19 protein-coding genes and 1 pseudogene are annotated in these 17,850 nt (G+C 64.6%); 9 read left to right on the forward strand and 11 right to left on the reverse strand.

Annotated features, from left to right (window positions below):
- The first annotated feature begins 156 nt into the window (after positions 1 to 156).
- A complete protein-coding gene (locus AB4Y34_RS21340) occupies positions 157 to 1,485 on the forward strand; it encodes an aspartate aminotransferase family protein (RefSeq protein ID WP_368717142.1) in 1,329 nt (442 codons plus the stop codon).
- An 83-nt stretch (positions 1,486 to 1,568) separates the two neighbouring features.
- Here AB4Y34_RS21340 and AB4Y34_RS21345 read toward each other — a convergent pair whose 3' ends face one another.
- On the reverse strand, positions 1,569 to 2,093 hold the full coding sequence (locus AB4Y34_RS21345) for a DUF6496 domain-containing protein (RefSeq protein ID WP_176369141.1): 525 nt from the start codon (positions 2,091 to 2,093) through the stop codon (positions 1,569 to 1,571).
- 194 nt (positions 2,094 to 2,287) lie between these two features.
- Between AB4Y34_RS21345 and AB4Y34_RS21350 the strand changes: the two genes are divergently transcribed.
- The gene (locus AB4Y34_RS21350; protein ID WP_368717143.1) at positions 2,288 to 2,539 is read left to right on the forward strand and encodes a hypothetical protein; all 252 of its coding nucleotides are present in this window, start codon (positions 2,288 to 2,290) and stop codon (positions 2,537 to 2,539) included.
- Positions 2,540 to 2,635: 96 nt separating this feature from the next.
- Here AB4Y34_RS21350 and AB4Y34_RS21355 read toward each other — a convergent pair whose 3' ends face one another.
- The 5 genes and pseudogenes from AB4Y34_RS21355 to AB4Y34_RS21375 form a co-directional block, all read right to left on the reverse strand.
- Positions 2,636 to 3,844 carry an ABC transporter substrate-binding protein gene (locus AB4Y34_RS21355; protein WP_368717144.1) on the reverse strand — a complete coding sequence of 403 codons (1,209 nt, stop codon included), beginning with the start codon at positions 3,842 to 3,844 and terminating at the stop codon, positions 2,636 to 2,638.
- Positions 3,845 to 4,176: 332 nt separating this feature from the next.
- The gene (locus tag AB4Y34_RS21360) at positions 4,177 to 4,890 is read right to left on the reverse strand and encodes an ABC transporter ATP-binding protein (RefSeq protein WP_368717145.1); all 714 of its coding nucleotides are present in this window, start codon (positions 4,888 to 4,890) and stop codon (positions 4,177 to 4,179) included.
- On the reverse strand, positions 4,887 to 5,699 hold the full coding sequence (locus AB4Y34_RS21365; RefSeq protein WP_368717146.1) for an ABC transporter ATP-binding protein: 813 nt from the start codon (positions 5,697 to 5,699) through the stop codon (positions 4,887 to 4,889). The genes AB4Y34_RS21360 and AB4Y34_RS21365 overlap by 4 nt, the downstream gene beginning before the upstream one ends.
- Positions 5,696 to 7,648, reverse strand: a complete 1,953-nt coding sequence (locus AB4Y34_RS21370; protein ID WP_368717184.1) for an ABC transporter permease — start codon at positions 7,646 to 7,648, stop codon at positions 5,696 to 5,698. The genes AB4Y34_RS21365 and AB4Y34_RS21370 overlap by 4 nt, the downstream gene beginning before the upstream one ends.
- A gap of 142 nt (positions 7,649 to 7,790) precedes the next feature.
- Positions 7,791 to 8,184, reverse strand: a pseudogene (locus AB4Y34_RS21375) (amino acid synthesis family protein); the annotation flags it as partial.
- 262 nt (positions 8,185 to 8,446) lie between these two features.
- Between AB4Y34_RS21375 and AB4Y34_RS21380 the strand changes: the two are divergent.
- From AB4Y34_RS21380 to AB4Y34_RS21395, 4 genes are all read left to right on the forward strand, one after another.
- Positions 8,447 to 8,818: a tlde1 domain-containing protein gene (locus AB4Y34_RS21380; RefSeq protein WP_368717147.1), complete on the forward strand. Its 372-nt coding sequence runs from the start codon at positions 8,447 to 8,449 to the stop codon at positions 8,816 to 8,818.
- Positions 8,815 to 9,204, forward strand: coding sequence for a hypothetical protein (locus AB4Y34_RS21385; protein WP_176106671.1), 390 nt, complete (start codon positions 8,815 to 8,817; stop codon positions 9,202 to 9,204). The genes AB4Y34_RS21380 and AB4Y34_RS21385 overlap by 4 nt, the downstream gene beginning before the upstream one ends.
- Before the next feature lie 14 nt (positions 9,205 to 9,218).
- Positions 9,219 to 9,611, forward strand: a complete 393-nt coding sequence (locus AB4Y34_RS21390) for a hypothetical protein (RefSeq protein WP_368717148.1) — start codon at positions 9,219 to 9,221, stop codon at positions 9,609 to 9,611.
- Positions 9,612 to 9,728: 117 nt separating this feature from the next.
- Complete coding sequence (locus tag AB4Y34_RS21395) at positions 9,729 to 9,932, forward strand: hypothetical protein (protein ID WP_176125883.1); 204 nt, start codon at positions 9,729 to 9,731, stop codon at positions 9,930 to 9,932.
- A 133-nt stretch (positions 9,933 to 10,065) separates the two neighbouring features.
- Here AB4Y34_RS21395 and pcaC read toward each other — a convergent pair whose 3' ends face one another.
- From pcaC to AB4Y34_RS21420, 5 genes are all read right to left on the reverse strand, one after another.
- On the reverse strand, positions 10,066 to 10,467 hold the full coding sequence (pcaC, locus tag AB4Y34_RS21400) for a 4-carboxymuconolactone decarboxylase (protein ID WP_176106674.1): 402 nt from the start codon (positions 10,465 to 10,467) through the stop codon (positions 10,066 to 10,068).
- Positions 10,464 to 11,255, reverse strand: coding sequence for a 3-oxoadipate enol-lactonase (gene pcaD / locus AB4Y34_RS21405; RefSeq protein ID WP_013092339.1), 792 nt, complete (start codon positions 11,253 to 11,255; stop codon positions 10,464 to 10,466). Before pcaD ends, pcaC begins: the two co-directional genes overlap by 4 nt.
- A 5-nt stretch (positions 11,256 to 11,260) precedes the next feature.
- The gene (locus tag AB4Y34_RS21410) at positions 11,261 to 12,640 is read right to left on the reverse strand and encodes a 3-carboxy-cis,cis-muconate cycloisomerase (RefSeq protein ID WP_368717149.1); all 1,380 of its coding nucleotides are present in this window, start codon (positions 12,638 to 12,640) and stop codon (positions 11,261 to 11,263) included.
- Positions 12,641 to 12,932: 292 nt separating this feature from the next.
- The gene (locus AB4Y34_RS21415) at positions 12,933 to 13,592 is read right to left on the reverse strand and encodes a 3-oxoacid CoA-transferase subunit B (RefSeq protein ID WP_176106677.1); all 660 of its coding nucleotides are present in this window, start codon (positions 13,590 to 13,592) and stop codon (positions 12,933 to 12,935) included.
- Between the two features lie 13 nt (positions 13,593 to 13,605).
- Positions 13,606 to 14,313 (reverse strand): 3-oxoacid CoA-transferase subunit A, encoded by a 708-nt coding sequence (locus AB4Y34_RS21420; protein ID WP_368717150.1) that lies wholly within the window; start codon positions 14,311 to 14,313, stop codon positions 13,606 to 13,608.
- A 433-nt stretch (positions 14,314 to 14,746) separates the two neighbouring features.
- Here AB4Y34_RS21420 and AB4Y34_RS21425 point away from each other — a divergent pair, with 433 nt between their 5' ends.
- The 3 genes from AB4Y34_RS21425 (at position 14,747) to AB4Y34_RS21435 (ending at position 17,829) form a co-directional block, all read left to right on the forward strand.
- Positions 14,747 to 15,676, forward strand: a complete 930-nt coding sequence (locus AB4Y34_RS21425; protein ID WP_368717151.1) for a LysR family transcriptional regulator — start codon at positions 14,747 to 14,749, stop codon at positions 15,674 to 15,676.
- A gap of 137 nt (positions 15,677 to 15,813) precedes the next feature.
- Complete coding sequence (gene folE / locus AB4Y34_RS21430; protein WP_176106679.1) at positions 15,814 to 16,452, forward strand: GTP cyclohydrolase I FolE; 639 nt, start codon at positions 15,814 to 15,816, stop codon at positions 16,450 to 16,452.
- Positions 16,453 to 16,719: 267 nt separating this feature from the next.
- Positions 16,720 to 17,829 (forward strand): VTT domain-containing protein, encoded by a 1,110-nt coding sequence (locus AB4Y34_RS21435; protein WP_176384997.1) that lies wholly within the window; start codon positions 16,720 to 16,722, stop codon positions 17,827 to 17,829.
- Positions 17,830 to 17,850 lie beyond the last annotated feature (21 nt).

Genomic DNA, 17,850 nt, shown 5'->3' on the forward strand with positions numbered 1-17,850 from the left:
AGCGTGGACCGCCCCGCCTACCGGGACAGTTCGCGGGAATCCACCAGCACAGTTGGCACCACACTTCGTCAACTGTTTATGCCGCCATTAAACCGCGAGGACTACAGTTTGGCTACGCTCAAATCCCCCAACCGACACCCACTTCGAGGAGATGCCATGACTTCGCGCCCCGTCATCGACGATCTGTCGTCCTTCTGGATGCCCTTCACCGCCAACCGCCAGTTCAAGGCCGCGCCGCGCCTGCTGGAATCGGCGAAGGGCATGTACTACCGAAGCACCGACGGGCGCGAGATTCTGGACGGCTGCGCGGGACTGTGGTGCGTGAACGCGGGCCACAGCCGCGATGAAATCGTCGCAGCGATCACGCAGCAGTTGTCGACGCTCGACTTCGCGCCGACCTTCCAGATGGGCCACCCGCTCGCGTTCGAAGCGGCGGCCAAGGTTGCCGAGCTGATGCCGGAAGGACTCGACCGCATTTTCTTCACGAACTCGGGCTCCGAATCGGTCGACACCGCGCTGAAGATCGCGCTCGCCTACCATCGCGCGCGCGGCGAAGCTCAGCGCACGCGTCTGATCGGCCGCGAGCGCGGCTATCACGGCGTCGGCTTCGGCGGCATTTCGGTCGGCGGCATCGCACCGAATCGCAAGACGTTCTCGGGCGCGCTGCTGCCGGCGGTCGATCATCTGCCGCACACGCACAACCTCGAACACAACGCGTTCGCGAAGGGTCAGCCCGCATGGGGCGCGCATCTGGCCGAGGAATTGGAGCGCATCGTCGCGCTGCACGACGCTTCGACGATCGCCGCGGTGATCGTCGAACCGGTGGCGGGCTCGACCGGCGTGCTGATTACGCCGCAAGGCTATCTGCAGAAGCTGCGCGAGATCTGCACGAAGCACGGCATCCTGCTGATCTTCGACGAGGTGATCACCGGCTTTGGCCGTCTCGGCAACGCGACCGCGAGCGAACACTTCGGCGTCACGCCGGACCTGATCACCTTGGCGAAGGCGATCAACAACGCGTCGATTCCGATGGGTGCGGTCGCGGCGAGCCGCACGATCCATGACACGGTCGTCGGCAGCGGCGCGCCGGGCGCGATCGAGCTGTTCCACGGCTACACGTACTCGGCGCATCCGGCGGCGGCCGCGGCCGCGATCGCGACGCTCGATCTGTACCGCCGCGACCAGCTGTTCGAGCGCGCGGCCAGCCTCGCGCCGACGTTCGAAGCCGCCGCGCATGGGCTGCGCGGCGCGAAGCATGTGAAGGACGTGCGCAATCTCGGCCTCGTCGCGGGCATCGAGCTCGAATCGCGCGACGGTGCGCCGGGCGCGCGCGCTTATGAGGCGTTCGTCAAATGCTTCGAGGCGGGCGTGCTGATCCGCTTCACCGGCGACATCCTCGCGTTCTCGCCGCCGCTTATCATCGACGAAGAGCAGATCGCGCGGCTCTTCCGCACGGTTGGCGAGGTGCTGGCGACGGTGCAGTAAGTAGGCAGGCAAGCCCGCCACCGGGCGACAACGAAAGAGCGGCGGCACGCGCATGGGTGCCGCCGCTTTGCGAGCCGCAAAGCTCAGTGATGCGCGCGCGACGCCCGCGTTTGCGCGGCCTTTTTCGCGGCAGCGGAGCGTCCAGCCGCGCCTTTGGTCGCCGCGGCCTTCTTGGCTGCGGCCGAGCGGCTCGCGGCAGGCCGCTTGGCCGCAGCCGACTTCGCCTGCTTGGACATCGCCGCCGACGACGCCCCAGCCTTGCTCTCACGCTTGAGCACGCTCTCCGACACACGCGAGCGTTTAGCGCTCGACTCCTTGCTCGCGCTCTTCTTTGCAGCGCCGACGTGCTTGCCCGCCGCACTGTCCTTCTGCGCTTTCTTGCGGGTCGCCTCGCTCGTGGCGCCCTTCTTCGGCGGCTTTAGGTCGACGCCGGCGCGCCGCGCCTCGGACAGCCCGATCGCGATCGCCTGCTTCGGCGAGCGCACGCCGTGCTTGCCTGCGCGGACCTTGTCCACCTGTTCCTTGACGAACTCTCCCGCTTGGGTACTCGCTGATTTGCCCGCGCGTTTATCGGCCGCGGCACGCTTCAAGGTTTTCTGCTCTGGCATGACGGTTCTCCGGTTGTGGGTGAGGCTCTTATGGTTCAGCAACGAGCGTGCCGCAACGCCCATCCGCGTCTTGGTCCGGCGGCAGTAACGGGCGGGACTCGCGTGCGTCGGCGGGACGGCGTATGGTTGTGGACATGGGACGGGAGTCAGCGCCGAGGCGCCGACTCAAATCGACCGCTTGCACGGAGACAGCCATGAAGACAGTTACGGTTCGCGCTGGCGCACATATCGAGGGCGTGCACTGGATCGCCGAGTACGTCGAAGACGTCCACGAAATACGCCTGTTTCGCGAGGGGCAGGAAGTGGACGTGCACGACGCGCCGTCCACACTGTTCGGCGATGAAGAAAACGCGGGCTCGAAGAACACCGCCGATCATCGCGCGATGGAAGCGGCCGTGCTCGCTTATCTGAAGCGCTTCGTCATGGAGCACGACGCGGAAGAGTAGGTTTCACCGGCGGCAGAAGCCGCTGCGGAAGCGCCTTTACCAACACTCACGCGGCCATCGCGCGGCAGTCACGACCGACCGCCGCGCGCCGCGGCCTCAATCCGCCGGCCGCAGTTTTTTCACCTCGGCGTCCGATGGCTGCACGCTCGCGCCATCCACGTAGCGGTGCGACGTCATCACACCCTTGCCGTCCTTCACGCCGGTCACGCCGACATACGCGCCCATCGTCGACTGATTGTCCTGCGCGCGGTACGTGATCGGACCGAACGGCGTCTGCACGTTGAGCCCCTTGAACGCGGCGGCGAGTTTGTCCGCATCGGTCGAACCCGCCTTCTTGATGCCGTCCGCGATCGACATCAGCGCCGAATAGCCGACCACCGAGCCCAACCGCGGATAGTCATGATATTTGGCCCGATACGCGTCGACGAACTGCTTGTTCGCGGCGGTATCGATCGAATACCACGGGTAGCCGGTCACGATCCAGCCGGTCGGCGCTTCGGCGCCGAGCGGATCGAGGTAGTCGGGTTCGCCGGTCAGGAGCGACACCACCGCGCGATCCCTGAAGAGTCCGCGCGTATTACCCTCGCGCACGAACTTGCCGAGGTCGGCGGCAAACAGCACGTTGAAGATCGCGTCCGGCTTCGCGTCGGCGATCGCCTGGGTCACGGCGCCCGCGTCGACGTTGCCGAGCGGCGTCGCCTGTTCGACGACGAACTGCACGTCCGGCTGCGCGGCCGTCAGCAGCTTCTTGAAGGTCGCTACCGCCGATTGCCCGTACTCGTAGTTCGGATACACGATCGCCCAGCGCTTCTTTTTCAGCTTCGCCGCCTCGGGCACCAGCATCGCGACCTGCATATAGGTCGAAGGACGCAGACGGTACGTGTATTTGTTGCCATCGGCCCAGACGATCTTGTCGGTCAGCGGTTCGGCGGCGAGGAAGAAGATCTTCTTCTGCTTCGCGAAGTCGGCGAGCGCAAGGCCCGTGTTCGACAGGAAGCCGCCGAACAGCAACTGCACCTGCTCACGCGCAATCAGCTCCTGCGCGACGCGGATCGTGTCGCCGGGGTTGCCGCCGTCGTCGCGCGAAATCACTTCGAGCTGCTTGCCGAGCACGCCGCCCGCCGCGTTCACCTGCTCGAGCGCGAGATTCCAGCCTTGCCTGTAAGGCCCGAGAAAGGCTGGCTGCGCCTTGTAGCTATTGATCTCGCCGATCTTGATGGTCTGCTGGGCGCTCGCGCCGAGCGCGGCAACCGAGCACACGGTCGACACCATGAGGCGAGAGATCCATCCTGCGCGCGTGGTCATGCGTTACTCCGTAATCAAAAAGGAATGGTGGGTTTTGTCAGACGTGCGAACGGGCGGACGGGCAAGCGCGCGGACCTGCGCACCTGCGGCGGCGGCTCATTGCTCGCGCGGTTCCGCGCGGATTCTGGCCACGTTCGCGGCGACGTCCCGCCATGCCGGCTCGCCGCCCGCGAACTGCGCAACTATCGTGGTAAGCCGGCATCGTACCGAGTTCGGGCCGCGCAGGCGAGCCGATGCCGTCGAGAGTCACGCGAATCAGGTTGTCCGGCGCCGCGCGGTCGCCAATCGCCGGCGCCATCGGCCTATCCTTCCGCCGACATTACCGGATGAATTCACATGCTCAGATAAGCGCGCTTCACTGCTTCGTTCCGTGCGAGCTCGCCGATGGTGCCGCTGAAACGGATTTGCCCTTTTTCGAGCACATATCCGCGGTCGCTGACCAACTCGGCGAAGTGCAGATTCTGTTCCGACAGCAGAATGGATAGCCCTTCGCGCTTCAGTTCGAGAATCATGTTCGCCATCTGCTCGACGATCACCGGCGCGACGCCTTCGGACGGTTCGTCGAGCAACACCAGATATGGATTGCCCATCAGCGTGCGTGACACGGTCAGCATCTGCTGCTCGCCGCCGCTCATCTGGCCGCCGGGGCGCTTCGGCATTTCGCCGAGATTTGGAAACAGGCGGAACAGCTTTTCTGGCGTCCATTGCGGCGCGCCTTCGCGCGGCGGCTGGCGGCCGGTGTCGAGGTTCTCCATCACCGACAGATCCGCGAACACGCGGCGGTCCTCGGGCACGAAGCCGACGCCCATGCGCGCGATCTTGTACGGCGCAAGCGCACTGATGTTCTGGCCGCGAAACGTGACTTCGCCGTGGCGGTGCGGCAGCAGTCCCATCACCGCTTTCATCGTCGTCGATTTGCCGGCGCCGTTGCGGCCCATCAGCGCGACCACTTCGCCACGGCCGACCTCGAGGTCGACGTCGAACAGGATGTGCGCGCGGCCGTAGAACGCATTGAGGCCGGAGACCTTCAGCATCGGTTCGCTCATTGCTGCGCTCCCCGGCCATTCTGCGCATTGCCGTCCGCGTCCTGCAGCGCCGCGTGCGGCCGGAACATCTTGCCTGTGCCGAAATAGACTTCCTGCACGCGCGGGTCGTTGCGGATCGCATCGCCGTCGCCTTCGGCGATCAGCTTGCCGCGCGCGAGCACGATCATCCGGTCGGCGTGTGCGAATACGACGTCCATGCTGTGCTCGGTAAACAACACGCCGATCCTGCGTTCGGTCACCAAACGCCTGGTCAACGCCATCAATTCGTTACGCTCCTTCGGCGCCATGCCGGCGGTCGGTTCGTCCATCAACAGCAGCTTCGGCCGGTTCGCGAGCGCGATCGCGAGTTCGACGCGCTTCACGTCGCCATAGGCGAGCACCCCGCACGCGCGTTTCGCGTGCTCGCTCATGCCGACCTGTTCGAGCAGCGCGAACGCTTCGTCGGCATAGCGCGAGCCCGCTGGTTTCCAGAGACCGAAGATCTTTTTTTCGCGCGACACCAGCGCCATCTGCACGTTTTCAAGCACCGTCATCGAGTTGAACGTCGCGGCGATCTGGAATGTGCGACCGACGCCGCGCCGCCAGATATCGCGCGGCCGCATGCCGACGAGTTCATGACCGTCGAGCAGGATCGATCCCGACGACGGCTGCAACTGACCGTTGACCATGTTGAAACAGGTCGATTTGCCCGCGCCGTTGGGGCCGAGCAGCGCTAGCAGCTGACCGGCTTCGAGCTCGAATGAAACGTCATCGACCGCCTTCAGTCCTCCGAACGATCGCGACAGACCGCTCACGCGCAGCAGGCTCATAGGCCCTCCTTGACCGCGGCGGTCCGTTGCGACGGCGACGCGGCGCCGCCGTCGGACTTATCGGCCTGATCGCCGTTCGTGTCGCCGAAACGCTCGCGAATGAAGCCGACGATTCCCTGCGGAAACGCGATCACCAGCAGCAGGATCGCGAAGCCGAGCAGCGCCTGCCAGTAGTCGGTCTGTCGCGCGACCGTGTCCTGCAGCCACGTGAACACGGCCGCGCCGACGATCGGCCCGCTCAAGGTCTGCAAGCCGCCGAGCAGCACCATCACGAGGCCATCGACCGAGCGGCTCACGCTGATCACTTCGGGCGAGATATTGCCCTTCGAAAACGCGTACAGCGACCCGGCGAGTCCGCAGAACAACGCCGCGATCACGAACGACGCCCACTGCACGCGCTGCACGTCGATGCCGATCGCCTCGGCGCGCAGCGCGGAATCGCGCGACGCGCGCATCGCGTAGCCGAGCGGCGAGAACAGCATGCGGCGCAACAGCCCCACGCCGAGCACCGCGCACGCTAGCGTCAGGTAGTAGAACGCGACCGGCGACGACAGCCAGTTCGACGGCCATAGTCCGAGAATGCCGTTGCTGCCGCCCGTCACGTCGTCCCACTGGAACACGACCGACCAGACGATCTGCGCGAACGCGAGCGTCAGCATCGCCAGATAGACGCCGGACAGGCGCACGCAGAACCAGCCGAACACGAGCGCGCCGACCACCGCGAGCAGCGGCCCGAGCAGCAACGCGGCTTCCATCGGCAGATTCAGCACTTTGAGAAACAGCGCCGCGCCGTATGCACCGAGTCCGAAGTACGCGGCATGGCCGAACGAATGCAGACCGCCCGGGCCCATGATGAAATGCAGGCTCGTCGCGAACAGCACCGCGATCAGGATTTCGACGAGCAGCACCGGCATATACGGAAACGCGTTGGCCGCGAGCGGCGCCAGAACGAGCACTAGCAACACGACGGCGGCGAGCCACTTCAGACGCTTGCCCGCGGGACGCAATGGCGCTTCCGGCGCACCCATCGCGCGCACCGCGGCACTTGCGCGGCCGAGCAGCCCCCAAGGCCGCACCACCAGCACGACCGCCATCACGACGAATTCGGCCACCAGCGTAAAGCGGCTCAGCGACAGACCGATGCCGAAGATCGTCACATGGCCGATGCCAATGCACAGCGCCTTGATCTCGGCGATCAGCAACGCCGCGATGAACGCGCCCGGAATCGAACCCATGCCGCCGACCACGACGACCACGAACGCGTTGCCGATCGTCTCCAGATCGAGCGACAGGTTCGCCGACATGCGCGGCCCTTGCAGCGCGCCGCCCAGTCCCGCCAGAAACGCGCCGATGAAGAACACGCCGGTAAACAGCCATGCCTGATTGATGCCGAGCGCGCCGAGCATCTCGCGATCCTGTGTCGCGGCGCGCACCAGCGTGCCCCAACGCGTGCGCGTCAACGCGTACCACAGCAGCAGCAAGACGACGGGACCGATCACGATCAGTGCGATGTCGTAAGTGGGCAGCGGATGGCCGAGAAAGTCGACCGCGCCCGCGAGATGCGGCGCGCGCGGACCGAACAGGTCGTCGGGGCCCCAAAGCCAGAGCGCGGCGTCGCGAAAGATCAGCACGAGCGCAAAGGTGGCGAGCAGATGGAACAGCTCGGGCGCCTGATAGATCCGCCGCAGCACCACGATTTCGACGAGCGCGCCGAGCACCGCGACCGCGAGCGCGGCCGCCAGCACCGACAGCCAGAAGCCGCCCGCGGTTTGGCCAAAGCGGCTCGCGACGCTGTACGCGACGTAGATGCCGAACATATAGAACGAGCCATGCGCAAAGTTGACGATGCGCGTCACGCCGAAGATCAACGACAAACCGGCGGCGACCAGAAACAGCGTCGACGCGTCGGCGAGTCCATTGACCAGTTGTACCAGCAGATTCGAAAGCATCGTGACCCTCGGCAGTTCGCCGAACGGCGCGCGCAACATGCGCTGCGGCCCGATCGACGGACGTTGCAGCGCGGGCGGCACGATGCGCGCCCGCGTCAAAGGCAGCACACTACCAGCGAAATAACCCGCGCAACAAGCGAAGGGCGTCCTTGTGGGCGAGCGGCACGTCGATCGCGGTGCCTAGCGTGCCGATCTTCTTCGCCGACGGCACCGGAGCCGCGCCTTTCTCGGCCGCCGCGCGCAGCGGCGCGCCGAGCTCCGGATGCAGGATCGCGACCGCATGGTCGAGCTCGCCCGTCTCGCCGACGATCGCCAACTTGCCGTAGCTTTGCGCCTTGCCGGGCGCGATGCCGATCGCTTCGACGCAGCGGTTGCCGAGCAGCGCGCAGAGTTCCTCGCCGGCTTCGATTAGCGCGTCGAGCTTCGCCTCGTAGCGTCCCGCATACGCATTATCGATCACCGCAATCGCGACCGCACGGCACGCGGGCGGCTCGACGGTCTGCCTGCACGACCAGCTTCCGAGGCCTGATTGCCATCTCCGCTCTGCGAGGTTCGTTGCATTGCCCTTTGCCATGAGTTGGTGCGCACCGCTTCAGCTTCAGCGCAAGCCATCCTTGCCGACGACCGCCCCCTTCGCGAGGCCGCCCACCCGCGCATGCACGCGCTGCCCGTGCTCATCTCGAGGATGTAGACGATCTCCATATCGGGACGCACATCAATGACGCATATCTTAAAAATTGTGTGCAACCGGTCGGTCTGGTTTAATCGTTGATTCGTACAACCAATGAGAAAAAGACGATGGTTTGGATTTACAAGCATGAGAGCCACTTGCTGTATCACGACGACAAATTAATCACAGATAAGGGATATTCCGGCAAGGGAGAGCACAAGAATAAGCACAGTAGTCAGTATGTCCGCGACCAGGGACCAATCCCCGTTGGCCTGTATGAAATTACCGCACCATTTCCGCACCCTAAAACTGGACCGCATTCCATGCGGCTCAACCCCGTTGCGGGAACCAGCCTGGGCGGGCGCGACGGCTTCATGATCCACGGCGACAGCATGAAGGAACCCGGCAACGCGTCAAATGGATGTATCGTTCTGCACCTCCCATACCGCAAGCAGATCTGGAACAGTGGCGACAGAATGCTCAGGGTGGAACATTCATGAAACACATTTTTGCAGTCCTGCTGCTATCCCTTCCCGCGCTGTGCCTGGCGCAAGGCAGACCGAACCCGCCATGCGACAGGTGGCCGACCAACATCGCCGAAAACAGCCTGAAAGACGCAGGCATGATTGGCAGTATCGACTATACGAAAACCCAAGCCGTGCAACTGGCATCCGAGAAAATTGGAAAATCGGAGGATGGCGAACAGTTGTGGCGTGAGGTCTATCACATCACCTTCCACGAAAAAAACGGAAACAAGGTCAAGGTGATTACTGTGGACGACGCTGGCGAATTTGAATGCTCGATGAGTTCCGTAGAGGTCTTTGTCGTTTCGAAGCATTTGTTGCCAAGAGCCGAGAACGACAGAATGTTCAAGCAGATAGAGTGAGGCCCTTTGAATCCATGAAACACGCTTTTGCAGTCCTGCTGCTATCTTTTCCCGCGCTATGCCTGGCGGAAACCGGCCCATACCCCCCATGCGGCGACCGATTTCCGGCCTATGTGGCCCAGATGGCGGTGAGAAAAACAGACATCCTCTCCTTGGATTTCGATGCTACGAAAACAAAAGCCGTGCGACTGGCGTCCGAGAAGATCGGTAAATACGAAGATGGCGAACAAAAGTGGCGCGGGGTCTATCAGATCACCTTTGAGGAGAGAAATGGGAATAAGATCAAGCTGGTTGCTGTGTATGAGATAGGCGAACTGGAGTGCACGATTCGCGACGAACAGTTTCTTATCGTTTCGAAACAGTTGCAGCGTGTCAGCGGGGACACTCGGTACAGGCAGATCGAGTGACTCGCGCCGGTTCAGACGCGGACCGGCTTCGCACGGGTCTTTTTTACATTGAGCAAGGAGTCGGCCTTGCGTCGTTATACTTAGCTCTGCCCGTCAATTTTAAAGATGGAGGTAGGCGTGGGCGCTCTTTCCATTTGGCACTGGCTGGTGTTTGTTCTTGTTGTCGTCATCGCGGAGATTATCCCACTATGGCTGATCCTGAAGAAGGCGGGATATGCGGGAGTCTGGTCGCTGCTTGCCTTCATTCCGGTGGTGAACGTCGTTCTACTGTGGTTCATCGCCTTGGCCCGCTGGCCTGCATTGAACTCGAGACAGTCCTGAGCTGTCGCGTCCGGTCTGAATGTGCCAGATGCCGGCAAGCGTCATAGCGACGACCGCCGCATAAAAAAACGCGCGACGGAAATATCCGTCGCGCGTTTGCTGATTGGCTCTGAAAACTACCAGCGCGCGGTCTTTACGACTTCGCCACCGCGGCCGCCGCATCGTCCTCGCGGAACAGCTTGTCGGCCAGGTGGAACGCTGAGTTGGCCGCCGGCACGCCGACATAAATCGCGGTCTGCAGCAGCACTTCCTTGATCTGTTCGCGCGTCACGCCGTTGTTCTTCGCGGCGCGCAGGTGCAGCGCGAGTTCTTCGCTGCGATTCAACGCAACCATCATCGCGATCGTCAGCAGGCTGCGCGTATGACGCGGCAGACCTTCACGCGTCCAGATCTCGCCCCACGCATAGCGCGTGATCAGGTTCTGGAACTCCTCGGTCAGCTCGGTGCGGTTCGCGAGCGAACGGTCGACGTGCGCGTTGCCCAGCACCGCGCGACGTACGCCCATTCCGGCTTCGTAACGGTCTTCATCGTTCATTTTGCCTCCGTCAGGAAGTCGAGCACGGTCTTCGTGAACTCGTCGACCTTCTCGATGTTGGAAATATGCGAAGCGTCGAGCTCGACGTAGCGTGCGCCCGGAATCGACTGTGCGAGTTCGCGGCCCTGCGCGGGCGTGGCGGCGAGGTCGTGCGTGCCGCTGATCACGAGCGTCGGCAGCTTGATGCCCGGCGTTTCGGGACGCAGATCGGCCGCGTCGATCGCGTCGCAGTTCGATGCATAGCCTTCCTTGTCGGTATGCACGAACACGTCGCGGATCATCGCCAGCACGACCGGCTCACGCTCGATGAAGTCTGCCGTGAACCAGCGCGGCAGCACCGCGTCGGCGAGTGCGAGCATGCCTTCCGAGCGCGCCTTCGCGGCGCGCGGCACCCAGACTTCCGGCGAGCCGATGCGCGCGGCCGTATTGCACAGCACGACGCGCTCGAAGCGGTCGCCGTGACGCGCGGCGAGCCCGATGCCGGTTAGGCCGCCCATCGAAATGCCGCAGAAATTCGCGCGCGCGATCTTCAGCGTATCCATCAGACCGAGCACGTCGCCGGTCAGCTGCTCGATCGTGTACGGCCCCTTCGGCGCTTCAGAATGGCCGTGACCGCGCGTATCGTAGCGCAGCACGCGAAAGTGCTTCGACAACGCCGCGACCTGCGGCGTCCACATGGACATATCGCAGCCGAGCGAATTCGACAGCACGAGCCACGGCGCGTGGCCGTGACGGTCGCCGTCGATGCGATAGTGAAGCTCGGTGCCGTTGACTGCGGCGTAGGGCATGCCGGTTACTCCTTGGAATGGGCGCGCTGCGCGCGCGTGGTGTGAAGCGTCAGCGCGGCATCGACATATGCGTGCGCCTGGCCGACGTATTGAGCGGGATCGAGCAGCTGCTTGAGGCGCTCGATCGAAAGATGTTCGGTGACGGCCGCGTCGGCGGCAAGCACGTCGTACAGCGTCTTGCCGTCGCGAATCGCCGCCTTCGACGCGCGCTCGACCAGATGATGCGCGTCGAGCCGGCCGATGGCATCGCCGAGCGCGAGCATCACCGCTTCGCCGAGGATCAGCCCGTGCGTGACGTCGAGATTCTTCGCGAGTCGCGGCACGTTCACGTTCAAGCCGGACGCGATCTGTTCGATGTTCGCAAGCGCGCCGCCCGCGAGACGCGCGAGATCCGGCAGCGCGTCCCAGTCGGCTTGCCAGCCGCCGAGCGCGCGTTCGTGCTCCTGCACCATGCCGGCGAACACGGTTGCGACCAGGCCGGGCGCTCGCGTCGCGGCCGTCAGCACCGCCGCGCAACCGACCGGGTTGCGCTTGTGCGGCATCGTCGACGATCCGCCCTTGCCGGCCGCGGCCGGTTCGGCGAGCTCGTCGATTTCGGTTTGCATCTGCAGCGACACATCGCGCGCGATCTTGCCGAGCGTGCCGATCAGCATGCCGAACAGCGACGCCGTCTCGGCGATGCGATCGCGCTGCGTATGCCACGGCAAGGTCGGCACCGCGAGCCCGAGTTCCTTGGCGAGCGACTGCGTGACCTGCGGCGCCGCCTCGCGCAGACTCGCGAGCGTGCCGGCCGCGCCGCCGAATTGCAGCACCAGCACGCGCTCTCGCAGTGCATCGAGCCTATCGCGATGTCGCAGCAGCGCGTCGAGCCATTGCGCGAACTTCAGACCCAGCGTGATCGGCAGCGCCTGTTGCAGCCATGTGCGGCCGATCATCGGCGTCGCGCGATGGGTGGCCGCGAGTTTCGCGATCGCGTCGCAGGTGGCTTGCAGGCCGCTGTCGAGCAGGTCGAAAGTGTCGCGCAGTTGCAGCACCGTCGCGGTGTCGATGATGTCCTGGCTCGTCGCGCCCCAATGCACGTATTTGCCCGCTTCGGCGTCCGCGGCTTTGACGCGTGCGGTCAGTTGCTTGACGAGCGGAATCGCGAGGTTGCCGCCGAGCGCAGCGTCGCGTGCGAGCGCGTCGGCGTCGAGCTGGTCGGCCTGGCAGGCCGCTTCGATCGCGGGGACGGCGGATTCGGGAATGACTTTGTGCGCGGCGGAGGCGCGCGCGAGTGCGACTTCGACGTCGAGCATTCGCTGCAGCGTGGCACGCGGCGCCCAAATGTCGTTCATCGGCTGTGTGCCGCAAAGAAGGCCAGTCAGACGGGCGCTGGAGTCGAGCATGGTGACGACGATGTTTGAGGGAATCGGAAGCGAAGAAACGGCGCGGCGCGGCGGGTCGAAGCAGACACCGCGGTGGACCGGCGCTTGTAGCGCGCTCGTGCCATACGTATGCCGCACTTTGTGCTGCGTATTGTGCGCCAAACGCGGGCAGGCTGTCGCTGAAGTTGCCAGGCCAGCGCTGACGAAGAGTTTGCCTCGTCAGCGCTGGCCCGTTCGCGCAATGGTGCCTTCAGACGAGGCGCCATCGATGCGGCCGCAAGGCAGGCCGCCGCCGCGACGCCTCAGCCACGCATCAGGCCGCGCGTGCGGCCTGGGTGCCGTCGGTCATCGGCACGCCGGTCAGCTTCAGCAGTTCGTCGAAGCCGATGTCCGTGAAAATCTCGCGCACGACGAGGCCTTCCTTCGTCACGTCGATCATCGCGAGGTCCGTGTAGATACGGGTCACGCAGGCGATACCGGTGACTGGATACGAGCACTCGGCGGTGATCTTGCTTTCGCCTTGCTTGGTCAGGTGCTCCATCATCACGTAGACCTGCTTCGCGCCGATCGCAAGGTCCATCGCGCCGCCGACCGCCGGAATCGCGTCCGGTGCGCCGGTGTGCCAGTTCGCGAGGTCACCCTTCGCCGACACCTGGAACGCGCCGAGCACGCAGAAGTCCAGATGGCCGCCGCGCATCATCGCGAACGAATCCGCGTGATGGAAGTAAGCGCCGCCCGTCAGCAGCGTGACGTGCTGCTTGCCGGCGTTGATCAGTTCGTCGTCTTCCTCGCCCTTCGCCGGTGCCGGGCCCATGCCGAGCAGACCGTTTTCGCTGTGCAGGAAAATTTCCTTGTCGGCGGCGAGGTGGTTCGCCACCAGCGTCGGCACGCCGATGCCGAGGTTCACGTAAGCGCCTTCAGGGATGTCCTGGGCAACGCGCTTGGCCATTTCATCGCGGGTCAGTTTCTTCATGTCGGTCTCCGGGTCAGGCAGCAGCGTCGTGAGGATTGGGCGTCGGGAGATGCGCCGCTTGCGGCACCGCGATCACGCGTTGCACGAAAATACCGGGCGTGACGATTTCTTCCGGATCGAGGCCGCCGAGCGGCACCACTTCCGACACCTGCACGATCGCGGTCTTCGCGGCGCTCGCCATGATCGGCCCGAAGTTACGCGCGGTCTTGCGATAGATCAGGTTGCCCCAGCGGTCGCCCTTGTACGCCTTGATCAGCGCGAAGTCCGCATGCAGCGGCGACTCGAGTACGTAGTGACGGCCGTCGATCAGGCGAGTTTCCTTGCCGTCGGCGAGCTTGGTGCCGTACGCGGTCGGCGTGAAGAAGCCGCCGATGCCCGCGCCCGCCGCGCGGATGCGCTCGGCGAGATTGCCTTGCGGCACGAGTTCCAGTTCGATTTCGCCGGCGCGATAGAGCGCGTCGAACACATACGAGTCGGTCTGGCGCGGGAACGAGCAGATGATCTTGCGTACGCGCTTGGCCTTCAGCAGCGCCGCGAGGCCGATGTCGCCGTTACCTGCGTTGTTGTTGACGATGGTCAGGTTGCGCGCGCCCTGTTCGATCAGCGCGTCGATCAGTTCGGACGGCATGCCGGCCGTGCCGAAGCCGCCGATCATGACGGTCGCGCCGTCGTGGACATCGGCGACCGCCGATTGAAGTGTCTCGAAAATCTTGTTGATCATGTCGAATTTCCTTTGGGGGCGCTACGTGCCGCTGGGCTGACAGCCCTCACCAACCAGGCTCGCGGCAAAGCTCGCGCGGAAACAGTCTCCGGGCATGCTGGCGACGGCTCGCGAGGGAGAGAGCGGGCTGGCGCCTTCGATTGTTTCGCCGCTGAATTTTGTTCGTTACATGAACAGTGATTCGTTTAGCGAACGCTTCGGCGATTATGGTTGTCCTGTGGGCGGAATGTCAAGGCAGGGAAACCCCCTTCATCATAGGTCGCCGCACGCGGCGGCGAAGGTGCGGGTTGCCCCCGTCGAGTGCTCGCCCTGCGCGCGAAAAAGCCGGCCGCGCAAAATCCCACTATGCTTATGGGCGATTTTTCAACTAGGCTCTATAGCGATACGGCATAGGCACCGCCTTGCCTTGCCCGCGCCGCGAGCCATAACTAGCATGTCCGAGACACATCTGGATCTGAATCTGATCCCCTATCTGGTTGCGATGGAAGACACGCGCAACGTGAGCCGCGCCGCCGAGCAGCTCGGCGTGAGCCAGCCGCGCGTGAGCACCGCGCTTGGCCGTCTGCGCGAATACTTCGACGATCCGCTGTTCGTGCGCACATCGAAAGGCATGGAGCCGACACCGCGCGCGCTCGCGATCCTGCCCGCCGCGCGCGACGCGCTGCTGCGCATCGAGAAAGGCATGCTCGACATGCAGGACTTCGATCCGGCGACGAGCACGCACACGTTCTCGATCGCGCTGTCCGACGTCGGCGAGATCGTGTTTCTGCCGCGTCTTTTGCAGCTGTTCGCCGAGCGCGCGCCGTCGGCGAATCTGCGCTCCGTGACGCTGTCGCCGTCGCAGGTGGAGCGCGGGCTCGAATCGGGCGACGTCGATCTCGCCGTCGGCTATTTTCCGGACCTGGCGGGCACCAACTTCTTTCAGCAGCGACTCTTCACCCACCGTTTCATCTGCCTGATGCGCAGCGGACATCCACTGTCGAAGGGGCCGCTCACGCTCGAGCAATATGTGGCCTCGGGGCATGCGGTGGTGCGCGCCGAGGGACGCAGCCAGGAAGTGCTCGAGCAGTACCTCGAAAAGAAGCGCATCAAGCGGCGCGCGGTGCTCGAAACGCCGCACTTCATGAGCCTGCCTTTCATCCTCGCGCGCACCGATCTGCTCGCGACCGTACCGCACGCGATCGGCTTCGCGTACGTGTCGGAGCATGCGTCGATCATGCTCGTCGAGCCGCCGCTGCCGTTGCCGCGCTTCGACCTGCGGCAGCACTGGCATCGCAAGTTTCATAACGATCCGCGCCTCAGCTGGCTGCGCGGCGTGGTCGCCGAACTGTTCAACGATGCGATGGACGAATGGCCGAAGTAGCCGCTCGAGGCAAGTCCGCGACCGCCCCGGCAGCGAAAGGGGCATCGGCATCTTCGGGCGCAAAACATGGAACAATGACCTCAGTTACTGACCCCGCGCGCAGCGCAGCATCGACACGCGATCCAGGAGGACGACGCATGACCAGCAGCAAGGCAAAGAAAACCAAACCCGCAGCGGCCGTCGAACGCCCGAGCCGCGAAGAAGCTGAGGCAGCCGTGCGCGTGCTGCTGCGCTGGGCCGGCGACGATCCACAGCGTGAAGGCCTGATCGACACGCCGGCGCGCGTGACGCGCGCTTACGACGAGTTCTTCGCGGGCTATCAGGTCGATCCGCGCGAAATCCTCGCGCGTACCTTCTCCGAAGTGGACGGCTACGACGAAATGATCGTGCTGAAGGACATCCGCTTCGAAAGCTACTGCGAGCACCATATGGTGCCGATCATCGGACGCGCGCACGTCGCGTATCTGCCGAATCATCGCGTGGTCGGCATTTCGAAGCTCGCGCGTCTAGTCGATGCGTTCGCGAAGCGGCTGCAGATCCAGGAAAAGATGACGGTGCAGATCGCCGATACGCTGAACGACGTGCTGCAACCGGCCGGCGTCGGCGTAATTCTCGAAGCCGCGCATCAGTGCATGTCGACGCGTGGCGTGCATAAAGCGGGCGTCACGATGGTCACCTCGCGCATGCTCGGCACGTTCCGCACCGATCCGTCGACCCGGCGGGAGTTTCTGGCGATCGTCGGGAATCCGGGCGTGGTGGCCATGCCGAATGCCTGATGCGGTTAACCCAGGGGCTGTTTGGGGTTGGCTGACGATGCAGCCCCCGCCCCTGCGAATCCTGGGTGCGGCCCCGCGCGCACTCTCTTCACGCTCACCGGCAACGTCGTGGTGGGCCGGTGGGGTTGACAGTTAGTTGCGTCTCATCGATCACCCCGCCCAATCCACCCCCTCCCCACGCGCACCGCGCACCGCCCACAAGCCATCGCCTATGCTGAAATCCAAGGTGCGCATGCCAGCCCACCAGCAGCAACAGGAGCGGCTCAATTGGTCGAGTTTCCGTTGTCGGCGATTTCAACCTGGGGCAGCGCGATCGTGTTCGTCAACGTCCTGCTGACGCGCCTCGGCATACCGATCCCGGCCGTGCCGATGCTGCTGTTCGCGGGCTCGGCGATCGCCGCGGGCACCCTGCCGTTCTGGCCGACTCTCGGCGCGGCGGTGCTAGGCGCATTGATCGGCGACGGCACCTGGTTCGCGGCCGGCCGGCTGTTTGGCCGCAAGCTGCTCGCATGGCTCGGCCGCCTGTCGCCCGTCGTCGATACGAGGCTCGAAATGGCGCGCTCGCTATTCGAACGCTATGGCATGCCGCTCGTGGCGATTTCGAAGTTCGTGCCTGGGCTCGGCCTGATCACGCCGCCGTTGATGGGCACGACCGCCGTCGACATCCGCATCTACGCACTATGGGATCTGGCGAGCGTGATCGCGTGGGCGACTTTCTGGCTGCTTGGCGGCGCGGCGGTGGAGCGCGAGGTGCATATGCTGCGCGCATTCGTCGAACGGCGCGGCGGCACACTCGCCGACATTCTTCTCGTGGTGGCGCTGGCCTATCTGCTCTACCGGCTGTATCTGCGATATGACGAACGACGCCGGTTCAGGCGAGCCGCGTCGGCCCCGGCCACGCCGATGCTGGCCGCGCCGACGCACGCGTCACCGGCGAGCGACGCATCGAGACTGCCGTGGAGCTGGCGGCACTCCGGCCGCCTGAGCCGCACGGCGCCGTCCCGCGTGCTCGATGCGCGGCCCGGCGCACCACTGCTCGATCTGCGAGGCCAGATCCCCGACGCGCTCGCGCTCGATCCTCACTCGCCCGAACTGATCGACGGTGCACTGCGCACGCACGACGTGGTGATCTATTGCATCTGTCCGGACAGCTCGACCGCGCTCGAAGTCTCGCAACATATGCGCCGCAACGGCTACACGCGGATTCGCGCACTACGCGGCGGGCTCGATGCATGGCGGCGGCGCGGCTTCCCGGTGGGCTCGCTGGCTTACGCGGACGGTATGGCGGCCGATCAGCCAGGCCCGGCGTGGCGGGGCGAAACTGCAGCTGCAGTGACGTTGCGCGGTTTCGCGCCGCGCAGCGTGGAGCGTGCGTGAATCGCGCTGCGTCGCGGCCAT

It is taken from the genome of Paraburkholderia sp. BR10954 (assembly GCF_040965775.1).
Lineage (GTDB): Bacteria > Pseudomonadota > Gammaproteobacteria > Burkholderiales > Burkholderiaceae > Paraburkholderia > Paraburkholderia youngii.

Bases quoted from the DNA above. Each gene is read 5' to 3' on its own strand.
- AB4Y34_RS21340 (WP_368717142.1), top strand. From the start codon at position 157: ATGACTTCGCGCCCCGTCATCGACGATCTGTCGTCCTTCTGGATGCCC.
- AB4Y34_RS21345 (WP_176369141.1), bottom strand. From the start codon at position 2,093: ATGCCAGAGCAGAAAACCTTGAAGCGTGCCGCGGCCGATAAACGCGCG.
- AB4Y34_RS21350 (WP_368717143.1), top strand. From the start codon at position 2,288: ATGAAGACAGTTACGGTTCGCGCTGGCGCACATATCGAGGGCGTGCAC.
- AB4Y34_RS21355 (WP_368717144.1), bottom strand. From the start codon at position 3,844: ATGACCACGCGCGCAGGATGGATCTCTCGCCTCATGGTGTCGACCGTG.
- AB4Y34_RS21360 (WP_368717145.1), bottom strand. From the start codon at position 4,890: ATGAGCGAACCGATGCTGAAGGTCTCCGGCCTCAATGCGTTCTACGGC.
- AB4Y34_RS21365 (WP_368717146.1), bottom strand. From the start codon at position 5,699: ATGAGCCTGCTGCGCGTGAGCGGTCTGTCGCGATCGTTCGGAGGACTG.
- AB4Y34_RS21370 (WP_368717184.1), bottom strand. From the start codon at position 7,648: ATGCTTTCGAATCTGCTGGTACAACTGGTCAATGGACTCGCCGACGCG.
- AB4Y34_RS21380 (WP_368717147.1), top strand. From the start codon at position 8,447: ATGGTTTGGATTTACAAGCATGAGAGCCACTTGCTGTATCACGACGAC.
- AB4Y34_RS21385 (WP_176106671.1), top strand. From the start codon at position 8,815: ATGAAACACATTTTTGCAGTCCTGCTGCTATCCCTTCCCGCGCTGTGC.
- AB4Y34_RS21390 (WP_368717148.1), top strand. From the start codon at position 9,219: ATGAAACACGCTTTTGCAGTCCTGCTGCTATCTTTTCCCGCGCTATGC.
- pcaC (WP_176106674.1), bottom strand. From the start codon at position 10,467: ATGAACGATGAAGACCGTTACGAAGCCGGAATGGGCGTACGTCGCGCG.
- pcaD (WP_013092339.1), bottom strand. From the start codon at position 11,255: ATGCCCTACGCCGCAGTCAACGGCACCGAGCTTCACTATCGCATCGAC.
- AB4Y34_RS21410 (WP_368717149.1), bottom strand. From the start codon at position 12,640: ATGCTCGACTCCAGCGCCCGTCTGACTGGCCTTCTTTGCGGCACACAG.
- AB4Y34_RS21415 (WP_176106677.1), bottom strand. From the start codon at position 13,592: ATGAAGAAACTGACCCGCGATGAAATGGCCAAGCGCGTTGCCCAGGAC.
- AB4Y34_RS21420 (WP_368717150.1), bottom strand. From the start codon at position 14,313: ATGATCAACAAGATTTTCGAGACACTTCAATCGGCGGTCGCCGATGTC.
- AB4Y34_RS21425 (WP_368717151.1), top strand. From the start codon at position 14,747: ATGTCCGAGACACATCTGGATCTGAATCTGATCCCCTATCTGGTTGCG.
- folE (WP_176106679.1), top strand. From the start codon at position 15,814: ATGACCAGCAGCAAGGCAAAGAAAACCAAACCCGCAGCGGCCGTCGAA.